We start from the raw sequence: 17,037 nt of genomic DNA, 5'->3' as shown, positions 1-17,037 counted from the left end.
TCTCATTCCTGATCTCAATCTGGCTTGAACATGGCGATCATGTAGTCCTTGGCGCTTTCGACCTTGCCAAGCTGGATGGCAGCGGCCGGATCCACGCCTTTCGGGCACACTTCGGAGCAGTAGCCCACGAAGGTACAACCCCAGACACCTTCGTCCTGGCTCAGGATCTTCATCCGCTCTTTGGACGCGCTGTCGCGGTTGTCGGCGTTGTAGCGATAGGCCAGAGCCAGTGCCGCCGGACCGGTGAACTTCTTGTTGATGCCATATTGCGGGCAGGCTGCGTAGCACAGACCGCAGTTGATGCACATGGAGAACTGGTGATACTTCGCCATGTCAGCCGGAGTCTGGGTGTACTCGCCATCGCACAGGCTGCGCGGCTCGCTCGGGATGATGTAGGGCTTGATACTCTCCAGCTTCTCGATGAAGTCGGACATGTCGACCACCAGATCGCGCTCGATCGGGAAGTTGTTGAGCGGCTCGATAGTCATCTTGCCCGGCAGGTAGTCGCGCAGGAAGGTCTTGCAACCCAGTTTGGGTACGCCGTTGACCATCATGCCGCAGGAGCCGCAGATTGCCATCCGACAGGACCAGCGGAAGCTCAGAGTAGAGTCCAGGTGATCCTTGATGTACTGCAGGGCATCCAGCAGGGACATCTCTTTCAGGTAAGGCACCTGGAAGGTCTGCATCCAGGGCTCGTTATCCTGCTCGGGACGGTAGCGCAGGATTTCAATTTCGATCATCTCAGCCATTCTTCTTAGCCTCGTCTTGTTTCTCACCCTCGGAACCGTACACGCGTTTCGCCGGTTGGGATTTAGTGATCTTCACATCGGAGTAATCGATGGTCGGGGCCCCTTCATCGTTGTAGAAGGAGAGAGTGTGCTTGAGGAAGTTCACGTCATCACGCTCCTCATAACCGTCCAGACGCTGGTGGGAACCACGGGACTCTTTACGGTTGATGGCGGAGTGAGCCATGGCTTCGGCCACGTCCAGCATGTAGCCCAGTTCGATGGCGTACAGCAGGTCGGTGTTGAAGACAGAGGACTTGTCGTTGATCTTGATCTTCTTGTAACGGGCTTTCAGCTCGTTGATCTTGTCGATGGTGCCCTGCATCAGCTCTTCGGTACGGTAGATACCGACACCGGCTTCCATGGACATGCCCAGCTCATTGCGGATATCGGCCGGGTTTTCGGTGCCGTCGATATCGAGCAGGGAGAGGTGCTGCTTGATGAGCGCCTCGGCCTTGGCGACCAGCGCCTGGGTGTTGCCGTGCTGCTGGGTAGCGGCAAATTCGGCAGCCTGTTCACCGGCCACTTTACCGAATACCACGATCTCGGAGAGGGAGTTGGAACCCAGACGGTTGGCACCGTGCAGACCGACGGAGGCACACTCACCGGCGGCGTAGAGGCCAGCCAGACGGGTGGCGCACTTGCCGTCAGTTTCGATACCACCCATGGTGTAGTGGGCAGTCGGACGCACCGGGATCGGTTCTTTGACCGGATCCACACCCACGTAGGCCTTGGCCAGTTCGCAGATGAAGGGCAGACGCTCTTTCAGGTACTTCTCGCCGAGGTGGCGCAGGTCGAGGTGAACCACGTCGCCCATCGGGCCCTGGATCACGCGGCCTTTTTGCTGCTCTTGCCAGAATGCCTGGGAGAGACGGTCACGGGGACCCAGCTCCATGTGCTTGTTCTTCGGCTGGCCGACCGGAGTTTCCGGGCCCAGGCCGTAGTCTTGCAGGTAGCGGTAGCCATCCTTGTTCAGCAGGATGCCGCCTTCACCACGACAACCTTCGGTCATCAGGATGCCGGTGCCCGGCAGGCCGGTCGGGTGATACTGGACGAACTCCATGTCGCGCAGCGGTACACCGTGACGATAGGCCAGGGCCATGCCGTCACCGGTGACGATGCCACCGTTGGTGTTGTAGCGGTAGACACGACCGGCACCGCCGGTAGCCAGTACCACGGACTTGGCCTGGATGAAACGGGTGATTCCGTTCTGGATATCGAAGGTCAGCACGCCCTGAACGCGACCATCTTCCACGATCAGATCAAGGCAGAAATGCTCGTCGAAACGCTTGATGCTCGGGTACTTGATGGAGGTCTGGAACAGGGTGTGCAGAATGTGGAAACCGGATTTGTCAGCGGCAAACCAGGTGCGCGGGATCTTCATCCCGCCGAAACGACGGACGTTGGCCTTGCCATCCGGCTTGCGGCTCCAGGGGCAGCCCCAGTGTTCCAGCTGGATCATTTCGTTGGTGGCGTTTTCGACGAAGTATTCCACCACGTCCTGTTCACACAGCCAGTCACCGCCAGAGACGGTATCGTTGAAGTGGTTTTCCAGGGAGTCATCATCACGGACGACGCCGGCGGCACCACCTTCGGCAGCAACGGTATGGCTGCGCATCGGATAAACCTTGGAGATCAGCGCGATCTCCAGTTCCGGGTGGGCTTCAGCAATGGCGATTGCGGCACGCAGGCCACCACCACCGGCGCCGATGATGGCAACATCGGTCTTGATAATATCCACATCTGCCTCCTTAGGGATAGATTTGCTGGGCACGATTTTGCTCTATGAAAAAAATTCAAGTTTGATACAAGTCAAACAGCTTGGTTTTATTCCATTTTTACTAGTGATTTTTCTATCAAACACCCTGTTCCCTGGATGAAAATGTTGCAATTATCGCCGGTTTTCAGTGTTACTGAGCAATCGAACACACAGCCGCGAAAACTTTAACTACCGGATTGTACGTAGTTTTCTTTCAACAAAATGAGAATTACCTCTCTTTTTGGGTATCCGCAAAAAAGTTTTTAAGTTTTTTATTAAAAATGTTTATTGAGAATTATTACCAGTCACAATTTTGGATTAGTAAATCTAATTTATATTTTGGGTGTGTGACGAGGTGACCGGGTGTGATGCCGTCCCGGGAATCGGTAAGGGAAGGGGGAGAGGTAAATCTGGCTGGTATTGGATTAATCACTGAAAAATAAGGGCTATTATGAAATGAAAGGGGGCCGGTGTGGCCCCCTTTTTAGCGCATTCAGATGCGGAACATACCCACCTGATTGTTCAGTTCACCCGAAATATTTTTCAGTTGTTCCGAGAGATGACGCGAGCTGTCGGCGTCTACCGCCAGTTCGTCAGAGACATCTTTCACCGCCTGAATGTTGCGACTGACCTCGTCGGTCACGGCCCGCTGCTCTTCGGCAGCGCTGGAGATCTGGGTTGCCATGTCGGAGATCTGGTTGATCGAGAGGGTGATCTGCTCGAGCGCCTGGGTGGCGTTGTTGGCATCATCCACGCTGTTTTGCGCCAGCAGCTGGCCCTCGTGCATGGTGCTGACGGCGCCCTGGGTGTTGCGTTGCAGGGTTTCGATCATGTTGCGGATCTCGACGGTGGAGCTGTGGGTGCGTTGTGACAGCACCCGCACTTCGTCGGCCACCACTGCAAAGCCGCGACCCTGCTCACCGGCACGGGCAGCCTCGATGGCGGCATTCAGTGCCAGCAGGTTGGTCTGCTCGGCGATGCCCTGAATGGTGGAGAGGATGGTGTTGATCTCCTGGGCGTTCTTCTCCAGTTCCTGAATGATGTTGGAGGCCTGCTCGACCTGGGTTGCCAGATCCGTGATGGAGCGCTGGTTGCGGGCGATGACCTGCTTGCCGTGCTCGCAGCTGCTGGAGGAGGAGCGCGCCGCCTCGGCGGTCTGTTCGGCATTGCTGGCCACTTCCACCGCGGTGGCGGACATTTCGTGCACGGCGGTGGCAATCTGGGAGATCTCGTTCTGCTGGCGCGCCAGCCCCTGACTCGATTTCTCGGCCATGTTGTGGGAGGACTTGGCCTGCTGGTTGAGCTGGGTGGAGGAGTTGGAGATATCCTGCACCATGGTGTGGATCCGATCGATGAAGGTGTTGACGTGCTTGGCTACAGTTCCCACCTCGTCGTCTCGCTCGATCTTGATGCGGCGGGTCAGATCGCCATTGCCACGGGAGAGATCGGCAATGGCCTCACCCAGGGTTTTCAGCGGTGCCAGGGAGCCGTGGATGGCCACGTAGGAGAAGCCGGCCACTATGATGATGGTGATCAAGCCTTGCAACAGGGCCGAGGTGACCATGCGTCTGACTGACTGATAGGCCACCGCATCATCCACCACTATGCCGTAGTACCAGTTGGTGTTGGGGATAAGGTTCAGGTCGAACACGCTCAGCTTGCCGCTGATATCCATCTCGGAGATGGTGCCGTCATTGGCAATCCGGTTGACGCCGGCAGCCGTCAGCTCGGGGGAGAGCTCGGTGGCCGGTTTCAGTGTCAGCGAGGTGTCAGGGTGGGCGATGATGGTGCCATTGCTGTCGATCAGCACGGCGTAGGTGCCCTCGGTGTTGACCGCCAGAATGTCGGAGACCAGACCGCTGATGGAGACGTCACCGGCGATCACCCCCTGGGTGTTGCCGCGCTGGAATGGCTCGGCGATGGTGATGATGAGCTGGCCCGTGGTGATGTCGGCATAGGGAGAGGTGATGGTCATCTTGCCCGCAGTCGTGGCGTCCTGATACCAGGGGCGCTTGCGGGGATCGTAACCGGCTGGCAGGTCGGTTGGTTTGCTCTGGATCATCCGGCCATCTGTGGTGCCCACATAAACCAGATCGAAGCCGCCTGCGTTCATGGATTGGGCGAGATGGCTGATGGGCTCGTCTTCCTTGGCAAAGGCTTCCTTGGTGGAGCTGACCATGTTCACCCTGGCGTCGAGCCAGCGGGAGATCCCCTTGACGTTGGCAGCAGAACTTTCGTCGATGAAGTTCCAGATCAGTCGTTGAGTCTCGCTGCGCAGTTGCGAGGTGTTGTACCAGACCTGCAGACCGGTGATCACCAGAATGATGACCCCGATGGCGAGGACGAGTTTGTTTTTGATCGACAAGTTCATAATTACATCCTTGTGAGCGTCAGTCTGAAGTAGGTGTATTGCGTTGTTATTGTTGTGAGCCAACTCTTATCGGCCGAGTTTGAACTTTTTGTATCCCGATCAGCTTTCTAAAGTTAGTGCTGATCGGGCGTCTTAGCCATCTACAGGGTCAGGGTGGCCGGATGGGAGGAAGCGATCCGGACGATTGGTGAAAATACCGTCGACGCCCCACTGCGCCAGCCGCTGCTGATCGGCGAGATGATCCACGGTATAGACCAGCACCTTGAGCCCCCGTTGATGGGCATCCTCAATCAGCATCTCGTCGACAAAATCCACATCGCAGTTGATGGACCATGCCCCCAGACGTTCGGCAAACAGTGCCAGGTTGAGGGGCAGGTTGGCAGTGAGGGCGCCGAGGCGGATCTCGGGCCGCAGGCCGGCAAACCTGGCCAGCTCGGGGTGATGAAAGGAGGAGACGACCCACTGGGCGGAGGTAAAACCAAGCTCGGCCTCTGCCTTTCTGGTCAATGCCGCGACGGGCTTGGCGGTATTGGCCCCCTTGAGCTCGATATGAAGCTCGCAGCGGCCTCTGATCAGGCTCATCACCTGCCACAGGGTCGGGATGGGCTCGCCGTCGCCTGCATCCAGACTCTGCAGATAGGCGCAGGATTGCTCGCTCAGTACTCCCTCGCCATTGGTACAGCGTTCCAGCCGGCGGTCATGGAAGACCCACAATTCGCCGTCGACGGCCTGCACGTCGATCTCGATGGCCTCTGCTCCCTGTGCCAACGCCAGGGCGATCGCCTTGAGGGTGTTCTCGGGCGCCAGGCCGCTGGCCCCCCGATGGGCAATGATCTGCATGCTTGCTCCTTTTGCGTGCCGGGCCGGGTCAGCCCCGGGTCAGGTGAATGTCGATCTGCTGGTGGGGCAGGGTAAGCCCCTGTTGCTGCAGTTTATCCAGCACCAGCGAATGGACCTCGTGGGTGATGGGCATCCGGTGATCCATGTTGTTGACGTAGATACGGATCTCGTAGATCAGCGCCGAGTCGGTGAACTCGACCAAGAACACCTCCGGGGTCGGGCTCTCCAGCACCAGGGTCGATGCCTGTATCGACTCTTCCAGAATGCGCTGCACCAGCTTGGGATCCCGGGTCAGGCCGATGCGGATGCGCAGCTTGACCCGGGTGATGGCATCCGACAGCGACCAGTTGATAAACTGCTCGGTGATGAATGCCTTGTTGGGAACGATGATCTCCTTCCTGTCCCAATCCACTATGGTGGTGGCCCGGGTCTTGATCTTGGTGACGGTACCGGTCAGATCCCGGATGGTGACGGTGTCGCCGAGGCGGATCGGTTTTTCGAACAATATGATGAGGCCGGAGACGAAGTTGGCGAAGATCTCCTGCAGGCCGAAACCCAGGCCCACCGAGAGGGCCGCCACCAGCCACTGGGTCTTGGACCAGTCGATGCCGAGCATGGAGAAGCCGGTGAGGGCGCCTATCAGGATCACCAGGTACTTGCTGACGGTGGTGAGTGCAAAGCCGGTCCCCGGTGAGAGGCTCAGGTGCTGGAGCAGGGTCAGCTCCATCAGACCGGGCAAGTTGCGGGCCGTCACCACCGTCAGGATAAAGATGAAGGCCGTCATCATCAGATCCTGCAGGGTGATGGCGGAGAGCTGCTCGATGCCGCCTATCTTGTTGCTCACCTGCCACACCTCGATGTTGCTCAGGAAGCTGAAGGCGGAGTTGAGATCCGACCATTGCACCAGCAGCAACATGGTGAAGCCCAGCATCAGCAGGGTGCGGACCAGCCCGAGGGACTGGGCGCTGATGGTGTCGAGATCCAGCTCCGTCTCTTCCACCACATCGGGGATCTCCGAACTGAGATCGCTGTTGGGATCGTCCCGCTGGGCGAGGATCTCGGCCCGTTTGCTCTTGGCCCGTTCGAAGGCGAGGCGGCGGCGCTGGATCAGCATCCAGCGTCTGGCCAGGTAGTAGACGAGCAGGGCGCCGAGCCCCATCAGCAGACTCAGCTCCAGCTGCCTGAGCAGGGTGCGGGAGGTGTAGAAGTAGCCGAACAGGGAGCCGATCACCGCCAGCAGGGGGGCCAGCATCAGGCTGTTCCAGATAAAATGGTGCAGCAGATGGGGCTTGCTCATGTCGCTCTGGCCCCAGGTCAGCGGCAGCCGCTCCCGGTTGAGGCGGGCGAAAAACAGCAGCAGCCAGAGGGCGCCGATGATGAAGGCCAACCTGCCGAGGGAGTCGTAGAAGGCGTGCTCCTGGTAGCTATTCGCCATCCCCTGCACGAAGAAGCTCGGGATCAGCACCAGCAGCAGGGTACGAAATTGCCCCCAGACTCGCTGTACCCGTTCTTTGGACCAGCGGAAGTGGTGGATCAGGATCCCTTTCTCCAGAGTGAGGTGGCGCGCCATCATCAGGGCCAGCAGCAGGAACCAGATCTCGCCAAGCCCCCGGCCCACCGCCACCGCGAAGGGATATTGCCAGACCCCCTCGAGCAGGCCGCGCACCATCAACACCATGGCCGGGAACGGCAGCGAGGCGATCAGGGTACGCAGCAGCAGGCGACTGGTGAGGCTGAACTTGTCCTGGGTGACTTTGCCGATGCGCGGTGCCACGTGTTCGCAGAAGCGGACCAGATGGCCGGCCAGCTTGAACCAGCTCCAGGCCAGCACCAGCAGGCCGAGGCCGGCCATCGTGAGGGTCAGGGGATTGTTCTCGGCGATGGCGCGGGGCAGTTGCAACCAGTTGTTCGGGTTGAAGGCCAGCGCCAGGGCGGCGGGGATGCCGAGGATGACCTGGGGGGTGAAGGGGCGTACGTCCGGTAGCCAGAACAGGTGGCTGGCGCTGAGCTCGCGGATCTCGTCGATCTTGCTGTTCTGGCGGCTGTAGAGCAGCTTGAGCCGGGTCTGTTCCTGGATCAGGGTATCGGAGGCATCGTTGAGACGGGTCAGCAGCTGGCGGCGGGCCTTGAGCAGGTTGTCGAGCACCGCCTGTTGCGAGCGATCCAGAGTCACCTCTTCGCCGGCCAGCAGTTGTTCGCGCAATTGGCGAGGATCGACGAGGTCATCCTGCTCGGTCTCGTACTGGTATTTGGCCCTGCGGGCGTTGACGATGGCCGACTCCAGCTTGTCCAGCGGGAAGTAGGCGGGCAGATCCGCCAGCTTGCTGCGCAGGTTCTCGCCGTAGGCGTTGCTGATCTGCAGCCACTCCAGTTGTTCGCGCACCGAGTTGACCAGCTCGTTGAGGGTAAACAGGTTCTTGTCGATGGTGCGCTGCTCGTCCTGAACCCGCTCTATCTCGTCTTCGAGACCGCTGAGTTGCAGGGAGAGGGCCTGGTTCTGCTTTTGTTGCTCCAGCAGCAGCGGCATGTCGGAGGTGAGCTGTTTGCGCAGCCGCTCGCTCTCCGCCAGCGCCTGTTCCGTTTTCTCACGGCGCAGCTGGTTTTGCTGGTTCAGCAGGCTGGTCTGCCACTCATCCTCATCGGCGATGGCCAGGTTGAGCTCCTGCAGCTTCAGCTTGCCAAGATCGTTGCGTTGCTGGGACGAGAGCTGCTCCAGCTCCAGCATCTGGATCCGGTCAGAGAGGCTTTGCTCCTTCATGCGGGTCACCAGCTGCTGGGCCTCCAGCAGCCGATCCGACTCGCTCCCCAGACTAAGGCGATCCAGCTGGCTGCGGGTCAGCTGCAGCTGCTTGCGCAGGTCGTCCACCCGCAGGTGATACTCCTGGCCCGTGCTCTCAAGCTGGTTGAGGCTGTCCATCACCCCCTGGCGCTCCTTGCGCAGGTTGAGCTGGCGGTTGTTGCTCAGGCCAATGGCCTGGCGCAGGGTCTCCTCCTTGAGGCGGGAGAGGGGAGGTCGGGCGGCGGGTTGATAGTTGTGCAGGCTCTCCTTGAGGCGGCTCGACTCCTGGGGATAGTCGATGAGGATCTGCTGGTAGGCCTTGCTCTGCTCCCGGTAGCGTTCGGCCTCGCGGGCAAACTGCAGTGCCTGCTGATAGCTCTCGCGCAGCTTCTGGTTTTCGGGGGTATCGCTTTTGGGTACGCTTTGCAGCAGGGCTTCGGCCTGGGTGACGGCGTCCTCGGCCCAAGCGGATGACAAGGGGACAAGACAGAACAAAAAGAGGGTGAGCAGGCGTTGCAACATGAGGCTCGTTTCTGGTCATGAAAGATGGCCCTAGCCTAAAGCAGTGAAGGGCGGTGGGTAAAGGTGGTTATCCTTAATGACTCATCACATAAATAACAGGAACTCATCCGGACGTTCCGCTATGATGCCGCCGCTTTCTCCTCTTTGAGCCGATTATGTCAGCCGTTGATCTGGGCACCGCCCCCCTCTCTCGCCTCTTCTGGCGTTACGTTACCCCGACCGTGGCCACCATGCTGGTCACCGGCATCTATGTCACCATAGATGGCATCTTCGTCGGCCATGTGCTCGGGCAGGATGGCCTGGCCGGTCTGATGCTGGCCTATCCCATCTGCGCCATTCTTTATGCGGTGGGAGCCCTGATCGGTATGGGGGCCTCCTCGCTGGTCTCCTTCCATCTGGGGCGGAGCGACCCGGCCAGAGCGCGCCGTATCGTGGGCAACGCGCTGGTGCTGGTGGTGCTTTCCTCGCTCCTGCTCAGTGTCATAGGGCTGCGCTATGGCGGTCCCATGCTGGCCTGGATGGGGGCCGAGGGGGAGATCTTTACCGCAGGCCTCGCCTATCTGCAGGCCTATGCCTGGCTGGGTGGCTTTGCGGTGCTCTCGATGGCGTTCAGCTCGCTGCTGCGAAATGACGGGCGGCCCGGCTTCGTCAGCCTCATCATGGTGCTTGGCGGCCTGATCAATGTGCTGCTCGACTATCTGTTGATGGTGGTGTTTCCGTTTGGCCTGGCCGGGGTGGCCACGGCCACCATGCTGGCCCAGGCGGTTACCGGTCTGTGCTGCCTGTGGCACTTCTTCACCCCCCGCAGCCAGCTGCGCATCGGTCTGGACAGCCTGCGCCCCGACCCGGCACTGATGGCCGACACTCTGAGGCTCGGTGTCTCCAGCTTTCTGATGTACCTCTATCTGTCTGTGGTGTTGGCGCTGCACAACAAGGCGCTGCTCTCGGTCGGCACCTCCCTCCATGTGGCTGCCTACGGGGTGATCAGCTACACCGAGGCCTTCTTCTATCTGGTGTTCGAGGGGATTGCCATGGGCATCCAGCCCATCGCCAGCTTCAACGCCGGGGCCGGCCACTGGCAGCGGGTGTTGCGCATACGCAATCTGGCGCTCGGGGTGACCCTGGGCATCGCCCTGTGTGGCATGGTGCCGCTCTACCTGTGGCCGGAGGCGGCTGTCTACCTGTTCGCCGGCGACAACGCGGCTCTGCTTCCGGTAGCGAGCCTCGGGATCTGGCTTTACTTCTGGGGCCTGCCGATGGAGGGGTTGCTGCTGGTGGGGGCCACCTATTTCCAGGCCATCAACCGGGCCCGTATTGCCTCCCTGCTGACCGGTGGCAAGCTGGTGCTGATCGGTCTCTTCTTGTGGGGATTCTCCTCCTTGTGGGGTGTGCCCGGGGTCTGGCTGGCGCTGCCCAGTTGCAGCACCTTGCTGGTGCTGCTGATGTGGCGTGCCATGCGCGGGGAGGCCAGTGCTCACGGGGTGGCGAGCTAGCCGTAGTGATCGGATGGTAGACAATAAAAAGGCAGCCATTGGCTGCCTTTGTCGTCGTTGGGCTTAAGGTTTGAAAGCCCCGATAAAGATGGCGGGATCGACCCGGGTGTCGTTGAGGCTGACGTTCCAGTGCATATGGGGGCCGGTGGCACGACCGGTGGCGCCCACCCGGCCGACGATGCCGCCGCGGGGCAGGCTCTGGCCCAGCTTCACGTCGACCTTGGACATATGGCAGAACATGCTGATGAGCCCCTGGCCGTGATCGACGAAGACGGTGTTGCCGTTGAAGAAATAGTTGCCGATGAGGATCACCTTGCCCGCCGCCGGTGACTTGATGGGGGTGCCGGCACCCACGGCAAAGTCGAGACCGGAGTGGGGATTGCGCTCCTCGCCGTTGAAGAAGCGGCGCAGGCCGAACGGGCTGGAGAGGGGGCCGTTGACCGGTTTGTCAAACAGCAGGTTGCTGGGTTGGTTGGGGCTGAAAGTCTGGTAGGCGCGGGTCTGCTCCGCCAGCTCGCGGTTGATGCGCACCATGTCCTCGGCCAGCGGATTGACCTGGCGACCGTTCTTGAGCTTGATGTGCTGCTCGCGGTAGTGCTTGGGAGTGACGGTGAAGTTGAGGGTTCGACCATCATTTACCTGCAGCTGGTGGGCTCCTGTCTTGCTCTTGAGGGAGATGCCGACGATGGCGATCCAGCGCTTGCCCTCTTCACGCACCACCAGCACCGGCTTGCCCTGATAGCGGGCTGTCGGCGCCTGCGCGTCACTGCCCAGCGGCACCACGGCGACACCGCCCGGCACCGGATGATTGAGCAGACGGCTGATAAAGCCTTCGGCCAGTGCCGACTGGCTGGCCAGCAACAACAACAGACAACAAACAACTCTCATGACGATACCACTCGCGATCAAAACAGGGGGAAACGGAACTGCTGCAAGGGGCTGATTGTGCCTCGTTCCCGCCGGGACGGCCAGCATGTGAGCCTTCCCGCACCGGTTTTGTGGCGCGGCTGCGTCAGGTTTGTGTGATGAGGGCAGGGCGTTGCCATTGAGTCGTATCCGCCCTGCCTCTAGAATCGGCATCCAGTACTGATGCCCACGATACACAGAGGAGATGACATGAACGGATTACCCACTTTGCGCACAAACCCGGCACGCCACCCGATCGGTCGTGGCTGGGTCTGGGTCCGCAGCGGGTTCGATATCTTCAACAAGGGGATGGGCGTCAGCGTGGCCATGGTGCTGGTCTGGTTTTCGGTCGGCATGGTGCTGGATCAGCTGCCGGCGGGCAGCCTCATCTCCCAGCTGCTTTATATGGTGTGGGGGGCGGGTTGGGCCGTGGTGGCCGCTCGGGGCTATCGGGGTGAGGCCCTCAATTTTGCCGATCTGTTTGCCGGATTTCGTCACAAGCTGACCCCGCTGATGCTGGGTGGCCTCCTGGTGCTGGGGCTGTTCAGCCTGATCGGACTGGTGTGTCTCGGACTGCTCTCCAGCTGGGGATTGCTTTCCGTGCTGAGCCAGGATCCAGAGACCATGGTGGTATCGCCCGGCCAGCTGCAACAGCTGTTGCTGGTGCTGCTGGTGGGCACGGCGCTGCTCATTCCGGCGCTGATGGCGGTGACCTTTGCCCCGGCCCTCATCTATTTCCACGATGTGGGCATTGTGCAGGCCGTGCGTCTGAGCTTTGCTGGCTGCTGGCGCAATATGTGGCCCTTCTTCTGGTGGGGGGCCCTGTGCGCCATCCTGCTGCTGTTTGGCGCCGCCTTGATGCTGGTCGGTCTGCTGGTGGTGATCCCGGCGCTCAACTACTCCATCTATGTGGCCTATCGGGATATCTTCCTCGATGAGAGCGAAGAGGCGCAGCCGCCCGTCACACCGTTCGGCTTCGAAGCCTGATGCAAGATAAAGAAGGGGCCTCAAGGCCCCTTTTTCATTGTGGTGGTTACTCCTGCCAGAGAGGATCGTCCGCCATGCGCGCCACCAGAAAGTCGAGGAAGCTGCGCAGCAGCGGCGACATCTGCTTGCGGGTTGCATAGACCCCGTAGACGCCGAGCCGCTTGGGTTGCCACTGGGGCAGCAGGGCAATCAGCTCGCCACGTTCCAGATAGGGCTGCGCCGAGTAGCGGGGCTGCAGGCTGATCCCGGCGCCTTTCAGGGTCGCTTCCAGCAGCAGGTTGGAGATATTGGCGCTGAGGTTGCCGCTGACCGGCACCGACTCCGGGCCATCCGGCCCGCTGAACTCCCACAGGCTCTTGCCGAAATAGGTGTAGGTCAGGCAGTTGTGCAACGCCAGATCCTGGGCCTTGTGCGGGGTCGGGTGGCGAGCCAGGTAGTCAGGGCTGGCGCACACCACAGAGTGGCAGGTGCCGAGACGGCGGGCCACCAGATTGGGATCCAGATCGTTGGTGATGCGTACCGCGAGATCGATCCGCTCCTCCACCAGGTTGACGGTTCTGTCGAGCAGCAGGATATCGATGGCAGTGCCCGGATAGCGGGCCAGGTAGTCATTGGCTGCCCCTACCAGCAGCGCCTCGGAGAGGGAGTAGCTGCTGGTGATCCGCAGCTGTCCCTTGGGGGCGTCATCCCCCCGTATGGCGACCTGCTCCATCTCCTCGCCCAATGCCAGCATGAGGCGGGCGCGGCCCAAGGTCTCTTCCCCCGGGCCGGTCAGGCTCAGACGCCGGGTGGTGCGGTGCAGCAGGCGTGCCCCCATCCAGTGTTCCAGTTCTGCCAGATAGCGGGAGACCATAGCCCGCGACATCTCCAGCTTTTCGCCAGCCCCGCTCAGGCTGCCCTGCTCCACGACGGTGACGAAGACCCGCAATGCGGTCAATCGATCCATGTATGCCCCTCAATATGCTCGATATACGCAACAGTGATGCGCGTTACATGCTGTATTTGCAACTTAATCGTTCCAATAGACTGTGTCCATCCAATGACCCGAATGATGAATGAGGAAAACATGATGAACAGCACCCTGATCCGCAACCTGACCCTGGCCACCACCCTGTTGAGCGGCGCTGCCCTGGCCGGCCCTTTGAGCGTGACCGTTTACAACCCGGGCGAGCAGGGGATCTTCCCCGCCTCCTCCTCCCTGGTGGCGGGTGACAAGGAGGCGATCCTGATCGATGCCCAGTTTGACGTAGAGAATGGCCAGGCATTGGTGGATCTGATCAAACAGAGCGGCAAGAAGCTGACCACCGTCTACATCAGCGGCGGCGACCCGGATTTCTACTTCGGCCTGGAGCCCATCAAGGCTGCCTTCCCCGACGTCAAGGTGCTCGCCGATCAGCATGTGGTGGATCACATCAACAAGACCAAGGATGACAAGCTGGCCTACTGGGGCCCGATCCTGGGTAAGGGGGCCCCGAAAAGCCTGACTGTGCCCGAGGTGATGACCGCTAACCATCTAACCCTCGAAGGGCAGCAGATCGAGGTGCGGGAGATGAATACCTCGAATGCCTACCTGTGGGTGCCCTCCATCAAGACGGCGCTGGGCGGCGTGGCGGTATACGGTGGAGTTCACGTCTGGATGGCGGATAGTCAAACCAAGGCGGCTCGCACCAGCTGGATCGAGGCCCTGAACGGCTTGCTGGCGCTCAAGCCCGAGCGCGTGGTGCCGGGCCACTTCCTCGGTGCCGAGCCCAAGGGTAGCGATGCAGTGACCTTTACCCGCGATTATGTGCAGCGTTTCGAGCAGGAGCTGGCGCAGGTCAAGCACTCAGGCGAGCTGGTCGAGCGTCTGCAGAAAGCCTACCCCGCCCTGCCGGTCGATGACGGCCTGGCCATCGGCGCCAAGGTCAATACCGGCGAGATGAAGTGGTAATACACCGAGCCGTTTCCCTGTGTTTTTTACCGGGCCCTGGGGCCCGGTTTTTTGATCCGGACGATATTCAAGGAAAATTACGCCATGAATGAACACACTCTCACTCTGCATTATGTCTATGACCCCCTCTGTGGCTGGTGCTATGGGGCCGCCCCCCTGCTGGCGGCCGCCGCAGGCATCCCGGGGATTGCCATCGAGCTGCATGCCGGCGGCCTCTGGCTGGGGGCGCGCCGCCAACAGATGGGGGTGGCGCTGCGTGACTATGTTCGCCCCCACGATGAGCGGATTGCGGCCTTGACCGGTCAGTCCTTTGGCGATCGCTACTTCAACGAACTGCTGCTCCGGGAGGGGGGAATGCTGGACTCAGAGCCTCCCATTCGCGCCATTCTGGCGGTGACAGCCTTGGGGGGAGATGGACTTGCCATGTTGCACCGGCTCCAGCAATCCCACTATCGGGACGGCATCTGGATTGGTGCCCTCGACGCACTGGCCGCCTTGGCGGCGGAGCAGGGCATATCGCAAGAGGCGTTTATCAATGTCTATCAGGAGGCGGATCTGGCCGCTCATCTGGCAGATAGCCAGGGCTGGATGGACCGGCTGGGTGGCCAAGGGTACCCCACTCTCGGAGTGGAGCAGAATGGCCGGATCCTCGGCATTCGAGTCGCCGATTTTTACGGGGATCCGGAGAGTCTGCGCCGCCAGTTGATGGCCCTGATGCGCTGATCCCGCAGGCTCGATTCAGAGACGCGGAAGAGAGTTTTTTTCATGTGAAATAACATGATGGCAGAAGCGCTATGAGGGACTTCTGTTTTCTGCATGCGGGCTATGCTCTATATGACCATTTCCGGGAGATATTTCGGGAGTGAAGACTCATATCAAGGAAGCCCTCATATGTTCAAAAACATGTCTATTGGCCAGAAGTTGAGTGCCGGATTCGCCATTCTGGCGTTGCTTGTCCTTGGGTTGGCCTGGTTTTCCAGCAGTCAGCTGGCGCGGCTTTATGATGATACCGAAACCATCACCAGCAACCTGTTGCCATCGACTCGTCTGGCCGCCCAGATGCATGTTTCCATTCTGGATGCCCGTCGCTCTGAGCTGGCCCAGGTGATCGCCAGTCTCAACAAGGATGATGAGGAAGTGAACGAGCGGGCCCGTACCTTTGATCAGGCGAAACAGGAGTTCGAGAAGGCTATTCAGGCATATGGCGCCCTCACGTTCAGTACCAGCGAAGAAAAACAGGTCTATGAGCAGGCGAAGGCGGCCGGAGCCAAGTATTTTGCGGTGCATGACGAGTTAATGAAGGCTTTTGCTGCCGATGATCTGCAGAAGGTCAAGAGTTTGCGTCGTAACGAGACCCGGGTCGCATTGGAGGAAGTCGGAGCCAAGGCATTTCAGTTACGGGAGATCAATACCGAAATAGCCAACAAGATGACCCAGAATGTGGCTGCACTCTACAGCAGTGCCAAGACCATGAGCATTATCGTCAGCCTGGTGACCCTCGGGTTTGTGGTGGCGATAGCCTGGTTGTTGACGGGACAGGTCCGAAATCCAGTGATGGCACTGCTTGAGCAAACCCGCAAGGTGTCGGCGGGGGATCTCACCTCGCACCTCGACATGCATAAATTCAACAACGATGAACTGGGCACTCTGGCCAAAGGGTTTGGCGAGATGCAGGGCAATTTGCGAACCCTGGTCAGCGAAGTGTCGGGCTCTGTTGTGCAGCTGAGCTCCGCCGCCGAGGAGATAAGTTCGGTAGCCAGCCAGTCCGCCAACAACATGAATGCCCAGCAGCATGAACTGAACCAGCTGGCGACGGCGATGAACGAGATGCAAGCGACGGTACAGGAGGTTTCTCGCAATACCAGCGATGCGGCGAGTGCCGCTACCTCGGCCAGTGAAACGGCCGAGCTTGGCGCAAGAACGGTGAATGATTCCATCCAGCGCATCGAGCGGGTGGCCGGCGCCATCGAAAGCACAGCCGTGGTGATCCGCCAATTGGGGGATGACAGCCGCAATATCGGCATGGTGCTTGAGGTGATCCGCGGCATTGCCGAACAGACCAACCTGCTGGCACTGAACGCGGCCATCGAAGCCGCCCGAGCCGGTGAACAGGGGCGCGGGTTTGCGGTAGTGGCCGATGAAGTGCGTACCCTGGCCAAGCGTACCCAGGATTCCACCTCCCAGATCAACACCATCATCGCCGAGCTGCAGCAGCGCGCCGAACAGGCGGGCACGACCATGATGCAGAGCCAGGAGTTGATGAATGCGACGGTCGCGACGGCCCGTGAGGCTGGTGAGTCCATCTCCCAGATCAGTGGCTCGGTCAGCAGTATCTCCCACATGAACATCCAGATCGCCACGGCAACCGAGGAGCAGGGGGCGGTGAGCGAGGAGCTCAATCGTAACGTGGTCAATATCAGTCACGCTTCGGAGGAGGTTGCGGCCGGCGCCACCCAGATGGCGCAGGCGTGCAACGAGCTCAACCATCTGGCCACCCAGTTGCAGGATATGGTTCGCCGCTTCCGTGTTTGAGGACACTTGAAGGCAAGCCCGGTTACCGCAAGGTGGCCGGGCTTTTGTTATCTGGAGATCGGGAACTTTCCCTTAATGACCTGGGGGCCATGCTTGTTCCAGAGGCCAATCTTGTGCATGCTGATGGCTCTTT

Annotated in this window: 12 protein-coding genes; 5 read left to right on the top strand and 7 right to left on the bottom strand. The window is 60.1% G+C overall.

Features of this window, described 5'->3' with window-relative positions; all coding sequences use genetic code 11:
* Positions 1-14: 14 nt before the first annotated feature.
* The 5 genes from BN1123_RS05030 to mscM all read right to left on the bottom strand — a co-directional run bounded on the left by BN1123_RS05030 (position 15) and on the right by mscM (position 9,056).
* A complete protein-coding gene (locus tag BN1123_RS05030) occupies positions 15-749 on the bottom strand; it encodes a succinate dehydrogenase/fumarate reductase iron-sulfur subunit (protein WP_026457017.1) in 735 nt (244 codons plus the stop codon).
* The gene (gene frdA / locus BN1123_RS05025; protein ID WP_026457016.1) at positions 742-2,526 is read right to left on the bottom strand and encodes a fumarate reductase (quinol) flavoprotein subunit; all 1,785 of its coding nucleotides are present in this window, start codon (positions 2,524-2,526) and stop codon (positions 742-744) included. The genes BN1123_RS05030 and frdA overlap by 8 nt, the downstream gene beginning before the upstream one ends.
* 511 nt (positions 2,527-3,037) lie before the next feature.
* On the bottom strand, positions 3,038-4,915 hold the full coding sequence (locus BN1123_RS05020) for a methyl-accepting chemotaxis protein (protein ID WP_042025687.1): 1,878 nt from the start codon (positions 4,913-4,915) through the stop codon (positions 3,038-3,040).
* Positions 4,916-5,047: 132 nt separating this feature from the next.
* Positions 5,048-5,755 carry a glycerophosphodiester phosphodiesterase gene (locus BN1123_RS05015; RefSeq protein ID WP_042025686.1) on the bottom strand — a complete coding sequence of 236 codons (708 nt, stop codon included), beginning with the start codon at positions 5,753-5,755 and terminating at the stop codon, positions 5,048-5,050.
* Between the two features lie 28 nt (positions 5,756-5,783).
* On the bottom strand, positions 5,784-9,056 hold the full coding sequence (gene mscM / locus BN1123_RS05010) for a miniconductance mechanosensitive channel MscM (protein WP_042025685.1): 3,273 nt from the start codon (positions 9,054-9,056) through the stop codon (positions 5,784-5,786).
* A gap of 155 nt (positions 9,057-9,211) precedes the next feature.
* Here mscM and BN1123_RS05005 point away from each other — a divergent pair, with 155 nt between their 5' ends.
* Complete coding sequence (locus BN1123_RS05005) at positions 9,212-10,549, top strand: MATE family efflux transporter (protein ID WP_042025684.1); 1,338 nt, start codon at positions 9,212-9,214, stop codon at positions 10,547-10,549.
* A gap of 63 nt (positions 10,550-10,612) precedes the next feature.
* On the opposite strand, the gene BN1123_RS05000 is transcribed toward BN1123_RS05005, so the two are convergent.
* The gene (locus BN1123_RS05000; RefSeq protein WP_042025683.1) at positions 10,613-11,437 is read right to left on the bottom strand and encodes a M23 family metallopeptidase; all 825 of its coding nucleotides are present in this window, start codon (positions 11,435-11,437) and stop codon (positions 10,613-10,615) included.
* Positions 11,438-11,665: 228 nt separating this feature from the next.
* Here BN1123_RS05000 and BN1123_RS04995 point away from each other — a divergent pair, with 228 nt between their 5' ends.
* Positions 11,666-12,442 (top strand): BPSS1780 family membrane protein, encoded by a 777-nt coding sequence (locus BN1123_RS04995; protein ID WP_042025682.1) that lies wholly within the window; start codon positions 11,666-11,668, stop codon positions 12,440-12,442.
* 46 nt (positions 12,443-12,488) lie between these two features.
* Here BN1123_RS04995 and BN1123_RS04990 read toward each other — a convergent pair whose 3' ends face one another.
* On the bottom strand, positions 12,489-13,388 hold the full coding sequence (locus tag BN1123_RS04990) for a LysR family transcriptional regulator (RefSeq protein WP_042025681.1): 900 nt from the start codon (positions 13,386-13,388) through the stop codon (positions 12,489-12,491).
* Between the two features lie 123 nt (positions 13,389-13,511).
* On the opposite strand from BN1123_RS04990, the gene BN1123_RS04985 reads away from it, so the two are divergent.
* The 3 genes from BN1123_RS04985 (at position 13,512) to BN1123_RS04975 (ending at position 16,904) form a co-directional block, all read left to right on the top strand.
* Positions 13,512-14,372: a Vmh family MBL fold metallo-hydrolase gene (locus tag BN1123_RS04985; protein ID WP_042025782.1), complete on the top strand. Its 861-nt coding sequence runs from the start codon at positions 13,512-13,514 to the stop codon at positions 14,370-14,372.
* 84 nt (positions 14,373-14,456) lie between these two features.
* A complete protein-coding gene (locus tag BN1123_RS04980; protein ID WP_042025680.1) occupies positions 14,457-15,095 on the top strand; it encodes a DsbA family protein in 639 nt (212 codons plus the stop codon).
* A gap of 168 nt (positions 15,096-15,263) precedes the next feature.
* The gene (locus BN1123_RS04975) at positions 15,264-16,904 is read left to right on the top strand and encodes a methyl-accepting chemotaxis protein (protein WP_026456064.1); all 1,641 of its coding nucleotides are present in this window, start codon (positions 15,264-15,266) and stop codon (positions 16,902-16,904) included.
* Positions 16,905-17,037 lie beyond the last annotated feature (133 nt).

The organism is Aeromonas enteropelogenes, assembly GCF_000819845.1.
GTDB classification, from domain to species: Bacteria; Pseudomonadota; Gammaproteobacteria; order Enterobacterales; family Aeromonadaceae; genus Aeromonas; species Aeromonas enteropelogenes.
The sequence above is the reverse complement of the archived record's forward strand: the minus strand, read 5'-3'. Positions and strand labels throughout refer to the sequence as shown.